Source organism: Paenibacillus auburnensis, from assembly GCF_927798115.1.
GTDB classification, from domain to species: Bacteria; Bacillota; Bacilli; order Paenibacillales; family Paenibacillaceae; genus Paenibacillus_AQ; species Paenibacillus_AQ auburnensis.
The window spans coordinates 272,089-289,803 of the sequence record NZ_CAKMMG010000003.1 but is presented as its reverse complement, the minus strand read 5'-3'; the positions used below and the strand labels follow the sequence as shown (position 1 = coordinate 289,803).

At 46.6% G+C, this 17,715-nt stretch carries 6 protein-coding genes; all 6 read left to right on the top strand.

Annotation, left to right across the window (positions count from 1 at the left end; genetic code table 11):
* Positions 1 to 65: 65 nt before the first annotated feature.
* Entirely contained in the window at positions 66 to 1,637 is a 1,572-nt protein-coding gene (locus L6H70_RS15170) for a response regulator (RefSeq protein WP_236334498.1), read from the top strand.
* A gap of 5 nt (positions 1,638 to 1,642) precedes the next feature.
* On the top strand, positions 1,643 to 3,418 hold the full coding sequence (locus tag L6H70_RS15165; RefSeq protein ID WP_236334495.1) for a sensor histidine kinase: 1,776 nt from the start codon (positions 1,643 to 1,645) through the stop codon (positions 3,416 to 3,418).
* Entirely contained in the window at positions 3,411 to 5,210 is a 1,800-nt protein-coding gene (locus L6H70_RS15160; protein ID WP_236334494.1) for a hypothetical protein, read from the top strand. The genes L6H70_RS15165 and L6H70_RS15160 overlap by 8 nt, the downstream gene beginning before the upstream one ends.
* Before the next feature lie 169 nt (positions 5,211 to 5,379).
* Positions 5,380 to 11,544, top strand: coding sequence for an S-layer homology domain-containing protein (locus L6H70_RS15155; protein ID WP_236334492.1), 6,165 nt, complete (start codon positions 5,380 to 5,382; stop codon positions 11,542 to 11,544).
* A 272-nt stretch (positions 11,545 to 11,816) separates the two neighbouring features.
* On the top strand, positions 11,817 to 12,821 hold the full coding sequence (locus L6H70_RS15150) for a LacI family DNA-binding transcriptional regulator (RefSeq protein WP_236334490.1): 1,005 nt from the start codon (positions 11,817 to 11,819) through the stop codon (positions 12,819 to 12,821).
* 336 nt (positions 12,822 to 13,157) lie between these two features.
* Entirely contained in the window at positions 13,158 to 17,687 is a 4,530-nt protein-coding gene (locus L6H70_RS15145) for a GH32 C-terminal domain-containing protein (protein ID WP_236334725.1), read from the top strand.
* Positions 17,688 to 17,715 lie beyond the last annotated feature (28 nt).

Below are 17,715 nucleotides of genomic sequence, written 5' to 3'. Positions count from 1 at the left end.
GTGAAAAGTGCCGGGTATACGGGATGGTATAATGGCACTATCATGCATTAACTGGAGTGATACTATTGTATATTGCAGTACTTGTTGACGATGAGCCGCTGGTTCTGCGGGGATTGCTAAACCATCCTGTCTGGGAGCAGCTGGACATTCATATTGCGGGAAGCTTCAACAGCGGCCTGCAGGCGCTGGAGTTTGTCAAAGCGCATCATGTGGATATTCTGCTCACAGATATAAGAATGCCTTTAATGTCAGGCCTGGAGCTGGCCAGGCAATGCCGACTCTGGAATGACGGGCTCAAGATTGTGATCATCAGCGGTTATGAAGACTTCTCATATGCCAAACAGGCGATGGCGCTGCATGTGAAGGATTATTTGCTCAAGCCGGTAGATGACCATGAATTAATGAACACCATGCAATCCATCAGTGACCAGCTTGACGAAGAGCGGGCTACAAAGCGGATGAAGAGCAGCTATATGGAATGGTTTTCGCTCGCCAAAAACGAAATGATCCGGCAATGGATTGTAAATAATCAGTTGTCTGCCGAATTGCTGCATCTCCTACATGCCCAACCGTTAGCGATGCCTGAGGAGGACTTGTGTGTTGGCATTCTGGAGATGGATGATCTGGCGCTCAAAAGAAACCTGACGGCAATCGAACAGCAGGCCGACCTTACCAAGGAGGTCTTCGGGGAGATGATGGGCTTTTTTCAAGAACATAACCTGCATTATTTCAGCCGGCTCAACGAACAGCAGGTTGCTGTTGTTCTGGATAATAAGGAAGCGATTCAGCACGTGCAGTCTCTGGTTGAACAGATCAGACGCAAGACAGTGTTCACGATAACCGTGGGCGTAGGCAATCCGGTACAGACGATAGATCATTTAAGCCGCTCCTATACGGAAGCATTAGGTTGTCTGCAGGCTAAAATATATTTGGGCAAAGGTCAAGTGATTACTCCACCCCAGGTGAAGCAGGAGATGCTCAGCAGCACTGAAGATCTGGACGAACTGATTGTGAAGCTGCTGAATCATGTATCCGAGTATGAGGTGCTGGGGATTTACGACGGAATAAAGGAGTTTGTCACTTGTGCCGCTTCCTTACAGGCCTATGCCATTCCCCGGAATATTGCCCTGTATCTTATAGCCAAACTGGACGGGTTCTTGAATGAAATGAATGTGAAGCTCTTTCAAATCCCGCAAATTGAACTTAATCAACTGGAGCTGCTGCTGCACTTTGAGACGCTGAATGATGTAGAACGTTGGCTCCGGAACAACCTGTTCCATATTTCTGAATATTTAAATGTGAATAAAATCAGGAAAAAACGCCGGCTCGTGCAGGAGATTGAAGAGTATATTGTTCGTCATTTGGGAGAAGAAGTGACCTTGAAGAAGGTAGCTGCTCATTTCTCTTTCACTCCTAATTACGTGGGGCATATCTTTAAGGAGGAGACTGGGGACAACTTCAGCGAGTATGTCACCCGTATGCGACTGGCTAAAACGGCAGTCCTACTCCGGGAAAACCCGGGCATGAAAATTTATGAAGCAGCTTATGCCAACGGTTTTAACCACCTTCCGTATTTTACCAAGCTGTTTAAAGAGCAGTTTGGAATGTCTCCAAGTGAATACAGGAGCCGGCCCTGATGCGCATGCCTAAATTACAACAGTATCTCATTGAATCCAACTATAAGCTGCTTGTCGTTATTCTGCTGCTGGTGCTTTTACCTGTTATTCTGCTAGGCAGCTACTCCTACCGTACTTCACTGGAAACGATTAATGACCGGAACAGGCTGGACATGCAGCGCTCCTTGGATTTAATCTCCAACGGCATGGAATACCGGATGAAGGAAGTCCAGAATATTTCGGATTTCATTCTTTTTGATCAGACGCTGCAAAACTATATGAAAATGGAAAAATCGGGCTATACGAATTACGAGATTGTAAAAAATTATCTGCATCCGAAGCTCTATAACGTGATGGTTACCAAACAGATGGATATTCAGATTCAGATATATGTGGAAGATCAGATGCTTCCGGAAATTTACGATGCGTATGGACCGGAGCTGGACCCGCTGAGACTGGGAAAGACGTATCAGATTTATAGCGCGGATAAGCTGGATAAATCTAATCTGCTCTGGTATTACCCCAAGGAAAAGGTGCAGGATATCACCCGGTTGCAGCAGTGGGTTCAAGTCGACAACGATGTGTCGTTTAATAATATTTCCTATGTATCTCCTCTAGTAGATTTCATGAATATGCGCACGATAGGCTTGGTCCGGATCATCACCCATGTGGAGGATATATTCCGTCTGGAGGAGGATCAGGCCCATATTGCCCAATATGTCGTGCTTAATCAGCAGAAATCCGTAGTGAATTCAACCCCGGGGAACCTGCCGTCTGCTGCAGAAGCGAAAGGGGGAGAGCGGGAGGGATATGTAACCCTTAGACAGGGCATTCCCGGCATAGATTGGACTCTGATTAACTACGTTTCCAAAGGCTCTCTGTCCGGTAAAATCAACAGCCTTAAGCTGGCTACGCTATGGGTGTGTCTGGCCAGCTTTCTGGTACTGGCCTTTCTGGGCTATCTGGTGACGCTTTCTTTATCCAAGAAGGTTCACCGTATCTTGAAATTAGTCCATGCCTTTCAGGACGGGGACTTCAGCAGAAAAATAAAAATCAGCGGCAAAGACGAGTTCACAGATATCTCCATGGCACTGAACCAGATGGGCGGGCATATGGAGCAGCTGATTCAGGATTTATATATCAGCAAGCTGCAGATTAAAGATGCAGAGCTGAGATCGCTGCAAGCCCAGATCAATCCCCACTTTTTGTATAATACATTGTCTGCCATTCAGACACTGGCTTCGATGAATGAGAAGGAAAAGCTGAAGCAGATGCTCTCGGGCCTGGCGAAATTTTACCGGCTGACGTTAAATGAGGGCAAATTTGTGATCGATATTGAAAAAGAGCTTGCCCAGGTTAAGGAGTATTTGCAGATTCAACAAATCAAGCATGAGCATTTACTGAAATATGAGCTGAACGTGGATCCTGAAGTTTATGCTTTTACAACGGTCAAACTGATTCTACAGCCTTTTGTGGAGAATTGTATCGAGCATGCCTGGATGGAAGAGATGACGGAACTGTTCGTACAGGTGGAGGCGCATCGTATCGGCGATGAAATCCACTTTTATATCCGGGATAACGGCATTGGGATGGACAAGGAAGTAATTGAGGATATTTTCAATCCGAATAGCAGCAAGGTAGGCTACGGGATTATTAATGTGAACGAAAGAATTCAGCTGCAGTTCGGGGAGTCTTATGGAGTCACAATTTCCAGCAGCCCCGGTGGAGGAACCGTGGTTCACATCCGCGTCCCTGCGATGCTGTCCCGAAATTATAGTGAAGAGGAGACTCTAGATGACTAACAGCATGGGAAATGTTTCACTTGAACTTCCTGCTCCCCGTAACGGTAAGATAATAACAACCCGGATTATTCAACCAAGCCTTAAGTTTCAGCCTTATAAGCACTACAATATCCGGTTTCATTTACAGTCAAGCATTACAGGAACCGTGGACATTGAAGTGGCAGATGCCGAGAATCCGGGTATCAAATATTTGGCCCGTCAAAAGATAACTGTAAGTGAAGCCCTGCAAGATTACAGCTATGAATTCTATATTGATTTTCCCATTGAAGCCAGGGCAACGCTGCAGTTCATTATCAAACAGCAGCCAAGCCAATCTATTGATACCGAGACGTTTACTATTAACGATGTGATTATACAGCCAGAGGTTAATCCGCTGCTGCCTGAGCGGGAATCTGGTGAGCTGCTGCTGGATGCTTCAGCCATTCAGATTAACAATTACCGGGGTGTGGGCATTCAGTGGGATCCCTTCACGGATTATCCGCTGGATGAGACGCAATGGGAAAAGCTTGCGAAACGGCTTGACCACCTGAAACCTGCGTTTTTGCGGACGATGATCTATGCCAACTTTTACTGTATTGGGTTTGAAGATGACGGAACTCCCGTCTATGACCTGGATAATACGGAGTTTATGCGGCCTCTGTACCAGCTTCTGGACTACGCGCAGAGCCGCGGCATTCCGATTGTGTTCGGGGAGTGGGAGCCTCCGGTTAAATTTACCGGAACTGCTATAGGCGAAGTCGATGTAGACAATCCCAAATGGGCAAAAATGATTGTTGGACTATTGCATCATCTTCTGATAACAAAAAGGTACAGTGTGATCCGTTATTATAATCTGGTGAATGAAGCCAATCAGCCATGGTCGCTGGTCGCAGATTTTGAAAAGTGGAAGAAGGGCATCGGATTTTTGAAACAAGAACTCCAGGCATGTGGACTGGATAACCAGATCCAGATCATTGGTCCTGATACCGTGTGGGATCCGGACTGGATTCAGCTTACCGTTGATCAGCTCCATGATTCACTCGGAGCCTATGACATCCATATTTATGCTGATTATCATACGGTGGTTAGCGGACAGATGGAGATGGTGTTTGCCGCCAAAAAAGATTATGCAGCCGCCAATGATCCAATGGGAAGAGAGAAAGACTTCTATCTTACCGAGGCTGGTATGCTGACAGGAAAAACGGATGGAGATTCACAGCCAAATGTAAAGGAATTCTGGTATGGGGTCAGCATGGTAGATCTGGCTGTGCAGAGCATGAGAAGCGGATTGTCCGGCATCGCGCTCTGGGATCTGGATGATGCCATGCATGGACAGGACAACGGCTATGGGAAAATGGACCCGAGATCGTTAAAACGATGGGGCTTATGGAATTCCTGGGGCGGAAAAATGGGCGTTCCTGAAGAGGAGAATTTACGGCCGGTATATTATGTCTGGTCACTGTTGACCCGCTTGTTCCCGGCAGGCTCCCAAATCTTCCACTCCGCAGGTCTTGAGCTTCATGGACTGAGAAGTGCGGGAATGCGGATGTACAGCGATAATGGCTATGCGATGTCCTATGCGATAGTCAATAATTCGATTACTCCCCGGACAATATTGCTGCGCGTGGATGGAATTGCTCATCAAGCCGTCACTTTGCGGGAATACCGTTATTTTGAACAAGAGCAAAAGACAGATTCAGAAGGTTATCCTGTACCTTCGGGCATACATGATACTGCATTTCTGGACAAAGGCTTAGAGATTGATTTGCCTGGAAGAGGTGTTGTCTTTCTTACGACAATATTGTTGAAATGAGTTTATGTCATTACATTATATTGTATAAATATTTTTTAATAAAAATATAGTAAAATGTTGAAATAAATATTTACGATGATTACAATAAGAGCAGCTATTGATTTGTATTCTGAAGGGGGTCACTTTGTCAATGATGAGAACGCTTTCTATCAGGAGGAGGGAGAACCGCATGAGGCTTCAACAGTTCCGCAGTAAACTATCATTACTTTTAGCTGTCGTAGTGTTAATCGCTACAATGTTCCAAGGAGCAGGATTATGGTCACCGCAAAGTGTAAGCGCAGCCGAAGCAAATCTGATTGTAAACGGCGGCTTTGAGACAGGGGACTTAACAGGCTGGGATACCAGCGGGAACGCCAAGTTTATCGTGACGGATGCCGAAAGGCATGAGGGAACTTACAGCCTTGAGGTTGGCGGGCCGCAGAACTGGAATGGGATTAAATACAGCGTAGATGTTATCCCTAATACCGACTATACCTTATCCTTTTATGGAAAAGGAGCCGGAGGAGCGGCCTATAAGGTACTGGGAGGGAGCGATGAATCCACCATTACCGAGAATTATACCGGGGAAAAGGCGGAGTGGTCTGAGTACAGGGTTACATTTAACTCGGGTAGTAACGCAAGCGTGAAGCTGTATGTATCCGATGCCGGAGGAAAAGCGTATTACGATGATTTTGTGCTTACCGGATCGGACGCACAGCCGGCGGAACCGGGAAATAATCTGGTTAATAATGGCGGTCTTGAAACAGGAGACCTCACCGGCTGGAACGCCAGTGTTCCTTCGAAGTTCTCGGTTACGGACACCGTTTACCACAGCGGCCAGCATGCCTTGGCGATTACAAGCGCTAACCAGGATTACGAAGGGATTAAAAATACAGTTCAGGTGGAGCCGGCTGGGGATTATACATTTTCCTTCTACATGAAGGGCGGCGGGGGATCGTATTTTAAAGTGTTGGCAGGCTCTGGTGAAGCGGCGTTAGCCGAGGCACAGACGACCGCGTCTTCCGATTGGAAGAAATACAGCCTTTCCTTTAACAGCGGGAGTCAGTCGGCAGTTATTATTTATGTATCCGATTTAACAGGCGACGCTTATTTCGATGATTTCACGATCACTAAACCTTACGCCCCTGGCACCCCTCAAGCACAGCAGGTAGCTCTCAGCGGTGAGGCCAAAGTAACGGGAACCTTGACGGGGACTTATGAATATTCACATCCCTCCGGTGTTTCTGAAGGGTATTCCATCTATTCCTGGCTGCAGTCGGATTCTCCGGACGGAGAGTTCACGCAAATTAAGGACAGTTATTCGGAGACAACCTTCGTACTGACAGATGAACAGATTGGAAAATACATTAAATTTCAGGTAACGCCGCTCGACAGTGAGGGTGTCTTGGGTATGGCAGCAGAAAGTAATGTTACAGGTCCGGTATCCGCTGCGAGTTCGGGAGATGAGCTGCTATACCAAATCAGCCTGGCCGATAAGATCCGCTCCGAGTCTGTAGAAGGCAATGACATTGGACAATACCCGGCAGAAGCGTTCAGTGCATTTAACCAGGCGATCAGTGAAGCTAAGGCAGTGGCAGCTGACCCGTTATCAGACAATAGTACCATTGCGGCAAGTAAATCCAAGCTTTCTTCGGCTATGACTGAGTTTGATCTTGCCCGTGTAACCAAACCATCGGTGTTCACTCATTTTATTACCAAATCGGGAGACAAGCTGATGGACGGAGAGCAGGAGTTCCGCTTTAACTCATACAATTATCCCGGAGCACTGTTCAATGAGGATGAAGCCGGCGGGATTATGCCGACTGCTTTTGAACAGGAGGATGCCATCCGCAGCATCAAGCAAATGGGGGGAAAGGTCTTCCGGACGTATTCATTATCTTTCAAAAAAGGTGATCAGGCTCCCGGCACAGTCAGACATATTATGGGACCGGGTGTTCTGAATGAAGAAGCGTTTAAATCCATGGATAAGCTGTTGGAATTGGCGAATAAACATGGTTTGCGTGTCATTATTCCATTCATCGACCATTGGGATTGGGCAGTTGGCGGTGTAAGTGACCTGGCTGCTTTCCGCGGCATTACAGATAAGGATGCAAAAAACAAAGCGTTTTATTCCAACCCTCTGCTTCTGAGCGATTATAAATTGATCATGGATAAAGTTCTGAATCGCATTAATACGTATACAGGCGTCCGCTACAAGGACGATCCGGCTATTCTGGCGTGGGAATCCGGTAATGAACTGATGGTTTCGCCTGTAGTAGAAGCCGAAAGTGCGGCACACTATAAAAAAATCAATCAAAATCAATTATTTATGGACGGGAACCTGATCGTATATCCGGATCCTAATTCTTCATCCCATACCTACAAGAATATTACCGATACGGCGCTCAATGATCCGAATATCGATATTGTAACCAGTCATTACTACAGCGGCAATTTTGCTACAAGAGTCCGTGAGGATCAGGCGCTTTCCAAGGGCAAAAAGCCGTTTGTCGTAGGGGAATTTGGATTGATTCAAACAGGTCAGGTGGAAGCGATGCTGGATGAGGTCATTAATAGCGGAGCATCCGGAGCACTGATCTGGAGTTTGCGGCCGCATAGCAATAACGGAGGCTTTATCCAGCATAGTGAGTATGATCCGGGAGACGGCATTTTATATAGAGCTTATCATTGGCCTGGACTGCCTTCCGGCGATTATCAGGATGAACGTAACCTGATGAGCCTGATGAGAGAAAAAGCTTATGCCATTGACGGGATTAACACCCCGATGCTTCCCGCGCCTGAGCCGGCGCCGGAATTGTTTGAAACCAGCTCAGTGAGCAAGCTGCGTTGGAAAGGATCGACTGGTGCAAGCTCTTATACAGTTGAACGCTCCGAAACTCCCGGAGGTCCTTGGTCCGTAATAGGCAAGAACATTCTGGATGATGTGAATCCTGGGGAGAACATGTTTAGTGATCTGACCGGGGTTACTGGAACGGATTACTACTACCGGGTAAAAGGCGATAACATTAGCGGCGGCAGTGATTACTCCAACATCGTTGGACCGGTAACCGCCCATTATGTTCTTGAGGATACTAGTGCTGACAATAACCAGCAGTATTATTCAGATAATGAGTCTGTCGTATACCGGACACCGAGCAGCATCCTTACTTTTGACGTGACGGTTTCAGGCGGGGAGTTTGAGTTCCTGCTGTCACAGGATGGTATTCAATATTCCAAGGTTTCTCCAGAGAAAAACGGAAACACCTACCACTATTCGGGTAATGCGGATTATACAACGTATTTAAAAATCCGCTATCCTGACGGAAACAAATCTTTGGGACAAGTTACGAAAGTCTCTATTCATTTCGAAGGTGACGGAAGGAAGCTCACTCCGGTTCATCCCTTGTTGTCCGATGGTGTGATCACGGATGAGCTAGAAGATGCGGCATACATGGCGCTTTACAGCAACAATGTCGGGTTCGAACAAGGTGATGCGGAATTAGCGGGTATGGACGCTTCGAGACTTATCCGCGTCGGGGAAGATGAAGCCTTTATTCAGTACCGGAGTACCGGCAGCATGAACAGTGTTAAACTGGAAAGCTATCAACCGGCTGAACCCGGACCTAGCCAGCAATTTACGTTCTATGGATCCGAGGACGGGAAGACATTCGCACGAATTGAGGCCTCGATCCGCTCACTCGGAGGAAACTGGTATAAGACGAATTATGAAATTACCGATATGCCGGCAGGGGTAAAATTCCTTAAGATTGTTTATCCTCCAGTCTTCTCATCAGAGTCTTCTTTTCCGCAGATTGGAAGAATTCAAATTGGGGTAGGAAACGGATCAGTTTCTTTTCCGTCAGCGGCACCTGCATCTATTATCGATAACGGCGAATATTACGGCGGAGAATCTCTTCTCGTAAACAGAGCTTACACAGCTGATGCTGCTGGTGGCGGAATTTCCATTGAACTTCATGCGGGTGAGAAGAACGGCGGAGATTACGGCCTGAAATTGAACTTCAGTATGGGTTCGACATCCTATGCATCTATTGTAAAAGACCTGATCAAAGCGGACCGTACGGCTTATGATACGCTGCAATTCTGGGTTAAGCCTGATGGACATGTACGGCCACTTGTTGTAAAGCTTACGACAGCCAACGGAGAGACCTGGGAGCGGGAAATCAGCTTATCCGGTTCAAAAGCTACTTATGTCAACCTGCCGCTCACTAATCTGAATATGCAGGATATTGAGTCGTTCGGACTAATGGTGAAACAGGGAGAAGGCCCGGCTGACGGGGCAATCTATCTGGATGATATCCGGTTTATCCAGACCCGGAGCATCGATAATTTCGACGGATATGCGAATATCGATGAATTTACTGCCAAATACAGTAATACACGCCCGGCCGGCAAACTTACGCCAAGTCTGGACCCGGACGTAAAAAATGAAGGCGCTTATGGCTTGAAGCTGTCTTATGATTTGAATCCCGACGGGTATGCCGGTGTGGTTACTGATCTGCCCCATGTCAATTGGACGGATTATGATGGCGTAAAAATGTGGATTCAACCTAACTCCTCCAAACTGAGCTTTACGGTTCAGGTTCAGCTGGGTTCAAAAGCTTATATGGAGCATAGTGTGATACTGGACGGAAGCACGGAAGGACAATATGTGAAGTTTCCTTTTGCCGATTTTGACTACCCTTCATGGTATGGAGGGTCGGGTGTCCTAGATCCTGAAGATATTATCCAATTCAATCTCTACATTAATAAACTGTCCGATACCCCGGTCAATTCAGGATCTCTGTATGTGGACCAAATCGAACTGTACAAGAACGCCGTATCTGTAACAGGCGTAACACTGGACAAGACGGAGCTGGAGCTTACAGTAGGGCAAACCCGGAAGCTGACAGCGACGGTGCTGCCAGTGGATGCGTCCAATAAAGAACTGACGTGGACCTCGAGCGATACCGATATCGTATCCGTTAACGATGCGGGAAGCATAACAGCGAAAAAAGAAGGAACTGCTACGATTACTGTTACAACGGTTGACGGTAGATTCACTGCGGTGGCAGCGGTAACAGTTCACAAGCCAGCCGGTACGGCAGAGCCGTCGCCTGTTCCGAGCGCTACTCCTTCACCAACGCCTTCGCCTACATCAGCTCCGGGGGGCAGTGTTTCAACGGTTCCAACGACTTCACCATCCCAGACAGTGACAGTTGAGGGCGGTACACTAACCGTAGTCCCTGTAGTAAACAGGGAAGGAAAGGCCACTGTAACGCTTGGAGCTTCCGATCTTATGAAGCTTCTGGAGCAAAATTCGGGAGGTGCCGCTAACATCACCATTAAGCCTGCTGAGGGAACCGATGCGGTTATACTTAATGTCCCGGCCCAGCCGCTTGTATCGGGCAATAAGGATGTAGACTTGAATATAGATACAGGACTTGCGACTGTTACACTCAGAAGCAGTCTGATCAGGGAGCAGGCGGCAGGGTCATCGGATCTGACGCTCTCAGTGACCAGGTTGAATCCCGATCAATTACCGGCCGATCTGCGCTCGCGTCTTGGGAACCGGCCTGTATATGAGTTCAGTCTAAGCGCGGACGGCAACAAGATCGGAGAGTTTAGAGACAATCAAGTTCAGGTATCGATTCCTTATGCCATTGCTGCTTCCGAGAAACCGAGTCAAGTTGTCGTTTATTTCATCACAGAGCAAGGACAGCTTGAGGTTGTAAAGAAGGGGGAATTCACTGCCGTTTCGGACAGCGTTATTTTTAATCCAGTGCACTTCAGCCAATATGCCGCTGCATATGCCGGGGTTGCATTTAACGATCTCGATCGCTCCCCATGGGCAGTGGACAGCATTGAAGGACTTGCTGCAAGAGGAATCATTCAAGGAGTAGGAGGAGAGCGCTTCGAACCGGGTGCCCCAGTAACCCGCGGCGCTTTCGTTCAAATGCTGATGAATACCCTGGATTACACGGATACGGCAAACAGAACTTTTACGGATGTGAAGAGTACGGACTGGTATGCGCAGGCGGTATTCAAAGCCCATAAGCTGGGGATTGTCAAAGGGAAGATGGACGGTACTTTTGGCGCTAATGACAAGATTACTCGGGAAGAAATGGCGGTTATGATTTATCGTGCAGCTGAGGCATTGGATGTGCAAATGAGCAGTAAGGACACAGCGGGCTTTAAGGATGAACTATCCATAAGTGCCTACGCGAAGGAAGCTGTTCATGCCGTTCGCCGTTCGGGTATCCTTCAGGGGATGACTGACGGCACCTTTATGCCGAAGCAGGTTGCTTCTAGGGCACAGGCTGCTGTTGTAATCTTCAAGCTGCTGGAGCAGCTGTAATGACCTCATAGCAAAGCAATTGGCAGTTGTATGATGATCAAAACCCGCCTGCAGTTTAATGCAGGCGGGTTTTTGGTGCGCCTATAGACAATTGAGTGCGTGACGCGTGAAACAAGAAACTTTTAGTAAAAATACAATCACAATATTATTTGACAAAAGCTTCTAGTGAAAATATATTATATAGTAAGTAATCGTTTACTTCAATGAACACAGTGGGAATAACAATTGAAGTATCGGATCTGCTTAATGCGAAATGAGACAGGTGTAGTGTGATGACTGAAAAAAAGAATGTCAGTATTAAAGATGTGGCTACAAGGGCGAATGTATCTACAGCTACTGTTTCACATGTCATTAACGGGACTCGGTTTGTGTCCAATGAGACGAAACAGAAGGTGCATTCTGCAATGAATGAGTTGAACTTCCGAATCAATTCAGTAGCGCGTTCACTACGCAGCCGCAGGTCATATATAATTGCGTTTCTTGCACCCCTACTTGCTTCTGAAACTTCCAACTTTTATTTTATGTCGGTAGCAGCCGGAGTTCAAAGTGTATTGAAACAAAAGGGCTATCATCTTATTTTGAGTGATTCCAGTGATAATGTTGAAGCGGAAAACAAAGAAATCAGTATGTTTGATTCACAAATGATTGACGGACTGATTGTGGCTCCGGCCAGCAGGGATTGTGATTATGAACAGTTATTCGGGGATTATCCTGTGGTTTATATTGATCGGGTCCCTGATCATTGTGAACGGGATTCCGTCCTTATTGACAACAAAACTGCAACTAAGGAAGCAGTACAGAAGATTCTAGACAAAGGCCACCAAAAAATTGCTTTTTTATCCGGCCCTCTTTCGGTAACGACAACGATTGAACGATATGAAGGTTATACGGAAACGTTAATGAATGCAGGCCTTGAATTGGATGATTCGTTGATTCGTATTGGAGAGGTGAGCTTTGAGAACGGATACAGTAACATGGGGGATTTGCTAGAGATGAAACCAACAGCTATTTTTGTGACGGATAATGTGATGGCAATGGGCGCAATGACATATTTGCAGGATCATTCGATTCGTATACCGGACCAGTTGGCGGTTGTTGGATTCGATGATGTTCAGTGGACAAGGGTAACTCATCCGCCGTTAACGGTTATTCAGCAGCCGTCATTCCAGCTTGGAGTAAAAACTGCTGAAGTGATATTGCAAAGGATTGAGGAAGGCATTTCCGGAAAAGAAGAACATCGCTTACAAGCAAATTTCATAGTCAGACAATCGCTCTGACTTTTTTTCTTCTGTAAGTAATCGATTACGTAAACGATTAAACTCTTTCGCTATCAGGGATTTTTTATGCATAATTCCTCCTCAGTGTAAAGAGTTTTTTTATACAGACAATGAAAGCGTAATCATTCTGTGCTTTGGTTGCAGCAACTTATTCTGAGAGGGGGTGATGCATACCGCATAGCGTATTAGAAATTCAAAATTTTTGTTGCTGGAAGGGTGACGGTCTAAAATTATTGCCGGGTACGAAGGAGAACATATGTGAAAATGGGAGGGTGTCTTGTGTTAAAAAGTGTACAGTTGAAAAAAGTATTGGTTGGTATGCTTGCTGCTTTGTTAATGGTGCCGTTTGGGATCTATAAATCTAAAGCCGAAGCTGCGACTACTAAAGTTGCAGAATGGAATTTTGATGAGGGAAGCGGAAAAACGACAAGAGAAAACGTCAGCAATTCGAATGATTCTATTAACTATGTTTTCAATAATGCAGTTTACAAGCCTTCCAGTGATCCGGTATGGCGTAATGACGGGATTACTGGTAAAGCCTTACTATTTGACGGATACTCGAATTGGGTGACACACTCTCCGATCACCACTCCTTCTCAGAGTATGACGATTGAAGCTTGGGTTGCCCCAAGAGCCTATGAATGGGGTGACAACGGCACTCTCTCAGCAATCGTTAACCAGAATGATAAATCCGGAAAACAGGGATTTATCCTTGGGATGTTCCGGCATGGAACATGGTCGTTTCAAATCGGCTCGGGTGGGCAATGGTATGAGGTTTGGTCCTATGAGCCTATACCCAGAAATGAATGGTCTCATATTATTGCTACAGTTGACGGAGCGGCTGGCACCATGAAGCTGTTCCTTAACGGACGTCAAGTGGCTAAGAGCAGTATCCCGGCAAATTCCACAATCACACCCTCAGGGAATCAGCTTTTGATCGGTAAAAACAATCAGAGCACCCAGCTTGGCGTATTTCCATTAAACATGTTTAACGGACTTATCGATGAAGTGAAAATATACAACGGAGCCTACACAAATGCTGAAGCAGATAACTCCTATCAGAGCTACATGTCAACTCTGGGGGGAAACCTGCCGACACCAGACCTTAGTTTTGACCGGAGTGTCTACGACGGCGACCGCTATCGCCCTACTTATCATGCTATCGCACCGGGTCACTGGATGAACGAACCCCATGCTCCGTTGTACTATAATGGGCAATACCATTTGTTCTATCAGAATAACCAGCATGGGCCGTATTGGCACAATATGCAATGGGGACACTGGGTCAGCGATGACATGGTGCATTGGAGAGACGTGCAGCCTGCATTATCACCGGAATTGTTCCAGGTAGATCCCGATGGGGATTGGACTGGGAGCGCAGTCATTGATGATACAGGGAATCCTACCCTTTTCTTCACTGCCGGCAACGATTCTAGAGCATACCTTAACAGCAATCAAAACGTAGGGGTTGCCCGCAGCACCGTTCAGACTGATGGGGATAACGATTTGAAGAAATGGGTAAAAGAGCCCAAACTGGCTGTAGCCCAGCAATACGGGAAATTGGGTGAATTCAGAGACCCGTATGTTTTTAAAGATGGTTCAACCTGGTTTATGCTGGTAGGTACGGGTTACGATGGGCAGGGGGGATCAGCCGCTGTTTACTCTACAACGGATCCTAATCTGATGAATTGGACCTATCGCGGGCCAATCTATCAAACCAATCCGTCAACTTATCCGGAATTAGGTGGTGTATGGGAATTACCGGTTATGATGTCGCTGGGAAACGGCAAGCATCTGCTGGCGATTAGTCCTGTCGGAAGCGGGGCGGATGTGGAGGTGTACTATTGGATTGGGACTTGGAATGCTTCTACTGCAAAGTTCACACCTGATGATCCCAAGCCTCAATTAATGGATTTTGGAGACTTTCATTTTACAGGCCCAAGCGGGTTTAAAGATCCGCAAACAGGTCGTAATATTATGTTCACTATTGCTCAAGGGGAAAGAAACTCCCAGGAAGAATCCGACGCAGGATGGGCGCATAATGCAGGACTGCCTGTAGAAATTTCGCTGCGTCCTGACGGTAAACTGGGGATCAATCCAATTACTGAGCTTCAGTCCTTAAGAGGCCAGCAACTTGTAAATATTACAACAAATACGAGCTTTGCGTCTGCCAATGCTGCACTTTCTTCCATTCAAAGCGATACGGTTGAGATCGAAATGGAATTGAGCCGTGGTTCTGCTGACAGTGTGGGGATCAAAATCAGAAAATCTCCTAACAGTGAAGAAGAGACATTAATCTATTACAAAAACAGTAATAAAGAGTATGGTGTTGACCGTACCAAAACCATTGCCGGTCAAAACAAAGGCATTCAAAAAGGTACTGTAGATATCGGTAGTGAGAATGTCAAACTACACATATACCTGGATAAATCTATGGTGGAATCTTACTTGAATGGACTTAAATCCATCACCACACGAACTTATTCTACCCGAACAGATGCAAAAGGCCTTCAACTGTGGGGAGATGCAAACACCAGTTCAATCGTTGTGAAATCACTGAAAGTCTGGGCAATGAATTCCGCCTATACCCCTGTGGCAGTCAGCGGTGTCAGCCTGAGTCCTGCCAGTTTAGAGGTAATGGTAGGCGGTAAAAAAACGCTCAATGCCACAGTTGCACCAGCAAATGCAACGAACAAAAATGTAATCTGGAGTTCCAGCAACACGTCTGTTGCGTCGGTGGTTAATGGAGCAGTAACTGGAAAATCCGAGGGATCTGCAATTATTACGGCCAAAACAAGAGACGGTGCTAAAATAACTTCAAGCACAGTTAATGTAATTGCTCCGCCGGCATCCGTGAATATTACGAATAATGGATTTGAAAGCGGTAACTTAGACGGGTGGATCATAGAGAGCGGAACAGCTTTTTCAAATTCGGGGGTAACAAATATAGCGACATTCGGGAATAACCAACCCTTTAATCAAGCTGGTGAATACCATTTTTCGGGAAATTTGAGTGGTGGGAATTCTGCAACAGGGGTATTGAAATCTAAGAATTTTACACTCGGGGGTAATGGTCAGGTTAGTTTTCTGGTCGGTGGCGGTTCTGATATTGATAAATTGTATGTGTCCTTTGTTCGTGCTTCAGACGGCAAAGAACTCTTTAAATCAACTGGACCGGGAAGCTATTGGAATTGGCCAAGTACTAAAGGAGTTACGGAAGGGTATACGAAGAGATACTGGGATGCTACCCAATATATAGGCACATCCATGTATATTAAAATAGTCGATGAGCGGACGGATGATTGGGGCCATATTAATGTTGATGATTTTAATGTCCCTGTCAAAGGTGGAGCTATTGATGCAGAATCTCCGACAGCTCCGCAGAATCTGGCAGTGACCGGGACATCCGCGAATTCTGTTTCTCTGGGTTGGACGGTTTCTACGGATAATGTGGGAGTAACGGGATACGTGATTTACCGGAATGGGGTACAAGTAGGTACGAGTACGACAACCACCTATACAGACAGCGGGCTGACAGCAAGTACGTCCTATGCCTATACGGTCAAAGCCAAGGATGCTGCAGGAAATATCTCGGTAGCAAGCAATAGTGTAACAGCAACCACCCAAGCTGCGCAGCAGACTGGCAGTTTGATAAACCATGACTTCGAGAGCGGAAATCTGAATGGATGGACGATTGTAAGCGGTAATGCGTTCAGTGATGCGGATGTTGTGGCGGATACGAACTGGGGCTGGGGCGGACCCTTTAATCAAAGCGGTGCGTATCATCTCTGGGGGTTTAAGGATGGGGGAGATTCTCAGGTAGGTGTGCTAAAATCTGCGGCATTTACTCTGGGCGGCAACGGATCCATTGATTTTCTGATCGGCGGAGGGAATGATATCAATAATTTATACGTTGCTTTGGTTCGGGCTTCGGATGGTACTGAGCTGTTAAAAGCAACAGGCAGCAGCAATGAAGCTTATAGCCGGATTACTTGGAATGCCGCTTCTTATGTTGGAACTGCCTGCTATATTAAGATTGTCGACAATGCTACTGGCGGCTTCGGCCATATTAATGTGGATGATGTAAACGTGCCGGTCCAGGGTGGAGCTGTTGATACAGAATCTCCGGCAGCTCCAGCAAATCTGGCAGCAACCGGGACAACCACGAATTCTGTATCCCTGGGTTGGACGGTTTCTACGGATAATGTGGGAGTAACCGGATACCTGATTTACCGGAATGGGGCACAAGTAGGTACGAGTACGACTGCCACCTATACAGATAGCGGGCTGACAGCAAGTACGTCCTATGTTTATACGCTCAAAGCAAAGGATGCTGCAGGAAATATCTCGGCAGCAAGCAACAGTGTCACAGTAACCACCCAAGCTGCGCAGCAGACTGGCAGTTTGACAAACCATGACTTCGAGAGCGGAAATCTGAACGGATGGACGATTGTAAGCGGTAATGCGTTCAGTGATGCGGATGTTGTGGCGGATACGAACTGGGGCTGGGGCGGCCCCTTTAATCAAAGCGGTGCGTATCATCTCTGGGGGTTTAAGGATGGGGGAGACTCTCAGGTAGGTGTGCTGAAATCTGCGGCATTTACCCTGGGCGGTAACGGATCCATTGATTTTCTGATCGGCGGAGGGAATGATATCAACAATTTATACGTTGCTTTGGTTCGGGCCTCGGATGGCACTGAGCTGCTAAAAGCAACAGGCAGCAGCAATGAAGCTTATACTCGCGTTACTTGGAGTGCAGCTTCTTATGTTGGAACCGCTTGCTATATAAAGATTGTCGACAATGCGACTGGCGGTTTTGGTCATATTAATGTAGACGATGTGAATGTGCCGGTCCTTGTGGAATAAATATAATCCAACTACCGGCCTTTTCGAG